This window comes from Enemella dayhoffiae (genome assembly GCF_002250625.1).
Lineage (GTDB): Bacteria > Actinomycetota > Actinomycetes > Propionibacteriales > Propionibacteriaceae > Enemella > Enemella dayhoffiae.
On sequence record NZ_NMVQ01000035.1, the window covers coordinates 1 to 1,655 of the forward strand.

3 protein-coding genes are annotated in these 1,655 nt (G+C 62.5%); 2 read left to right on the forward strand and 1 reads right to left on the reverse strand.

The window, feature by feature from the left end; genetic code table 11:
* Nucleotides 1–609, reverse strand: a 609-nt coding sequence (locus tag CGZ93_RS13965) for a winged helix-turn-helix transcriptional regulator (protein ID WP_094364780.1), incomplete at its 3' end; no start/stop codon positions are given.
* 71 nt (nucleotides 610–680) lie between these two features.
* Between CGZ93_RS13965 and CGZ93_RS13970 the strand changes: the two genes are divergently transcribed.
* Entirely contained in the window at nucleotides 681–1,088 is a 408-nt protein-coding gene (locus CGZ93_RS13970; RefSeq protein WP_094364779.1) for a DUF1761 domain-containing protein, read from the forward strand.
* A 43-nt stretch (nucleotides 1,089–1,131) separates the two neighbouring features.
* The coding region (locus tag CGZ93_RS13975) for a helix-turn-helix domain-containing protein (RefSeq protein WP_141211220.1) at nucleotides 1,132–1,655 on the forward strand (524 nt) is incomplete at its 3' end.

Below are 1,655 nucleotides of genomic sequence, written 5' to 3' on the forward strand. Positions count from 1 at the left end.
GGCCTCTCCGCGGAGTTCACCTGCATCGAACGCTTGGTCGACGGTGAGCGCGCCCGCGACGAGGCCTACGACGGTATCGGCCTCGGCCACCAGAACGGTCTTCGGTAAGTGGTCGTCGCCGATGCGCGCCGTCGGACCGTCCGCGTCAATACGGAGAACGATGAGCAGGCTCTCCACTTCGAAGCCGACTTCTACGGGAGGCGTTGCTGTTCTCCCGCGAAGAATGGCGGGCAAGGCAAGAGTCAGCCATCGTGGCCGGAACTCGTCATCACCCTGCCCGGCGGCCAGTAGAGGGACGCCCCATCGCCCCAAAGCCTCCATCGGTTCCTGAAGTTCAGCGCCCCAGCGCGTCAGTCCATAAAGGACTCCCGCGTCTCCCAACACTCGCTCCACCACGCCGGTGTCTTCCATCGTCCGCAGTCGTTCGGCCAGGAGGTTGCTCGCGACCCCAGGCAGGGAGGCTTTCAGCTCGCTGTATCGGAGGGGTCCGGGCAGTAGCTCGCGCACGATCAAGAGATTCCAACGGTCTCCGACGATGTCGAGCGCGCGCGCCAGCCCGCAGAACTGGCCGTAGCTTCGACGCGACAGGGGATTGACAGTTTCAACCATGCTTGATTATATCAACTAGTAATAGTCATTACCAGGTCAGCCGCGGCCTGGCTATCAGGGAGGTAGGTGGCATGGAGATCAGCTGGATTGGTGTACTCCTCGCGTTCGTCGCAGGGATGATCGTCGCAATGGTCTGGTATTCAAAGGGTGCCATCGCCGACGCCTGGGAGGGACTCACGGGCATCACACCGGAGAAGAGCAAGCCCGTGCGAACGCGGAATCTGACTCTGCTCGCTGTGGCCAATGCCGTGACCACTGTCGGGCTCGCGTTCGCCGTCGGGCTCACGTCGGCGGCGACTGGCAACGACTCCGTGTGGATGGCCTTGGTGGTTGGCGCGGTTGCTTGGCTGACACTTTCCGCGTCGACCCTTCTTCAGCACAACTCGTTCGAACAGAAGCCTCTGAAACTGACGACCATCAACACCAGCTATCAGCTGGCGCTGTTCCTCGCGATCACCCTGGTGTTGGGACTGTTCTAAGCATGTCGATCCACGACGGGATCAGTACATCCTTGCGCTGAGTATGAGCTCCAGCCCGAGTTCGTCGATCGGCGACACGCCACGCTGGCGTAGTCACAAGAATGCGCCACTCACTCCCGAAGGTCGCCAACGACTGATCGAACGCTGCCGTACTCGTCCCATTGCACACGTCGCGGCCGAGATGGGCATCTCCCGCGCAACTGCATCGAAGTGGGTGAACCGATACCGCCAGTTCGGCGAACTCGGCCTGCTTGATCGTTCGTCGACTCCGGCCCGGCAGCCGGGTGCGACTCCTGGCGAGACGGTAGCTCGAATCGAGGAGCTGCGGCGCGAGCACAAGTGGTCGGCATCCCGCATCGCCTTCGAACTGCATGCAGACGGTGTTGCGGTCAGTCGGCGCACCGTCACCCGGCACCTGGCACAGCTCGGCTTAAACCGCCGTCGATTCATAGACCCGAGTGGTGAGACGAACCGTGAGGTCAGGACGATCACCGCGAAGCATCCCGGGCACATGGTGCACCTTGACGTGAAGAAGGTCGGACGGATCCCCGACGGCGGCGGTTGGCG

What these genes read in the sequence shown, in the direction of transcription:
- CGZ93_RS13970 (WP_094364779.1), top strand. Translation starts at nt 681, where the DNA reads ATGGAGATCAGCTGGATTGGTGTACTCCTCGCGTTCGTCGCAGGGATG.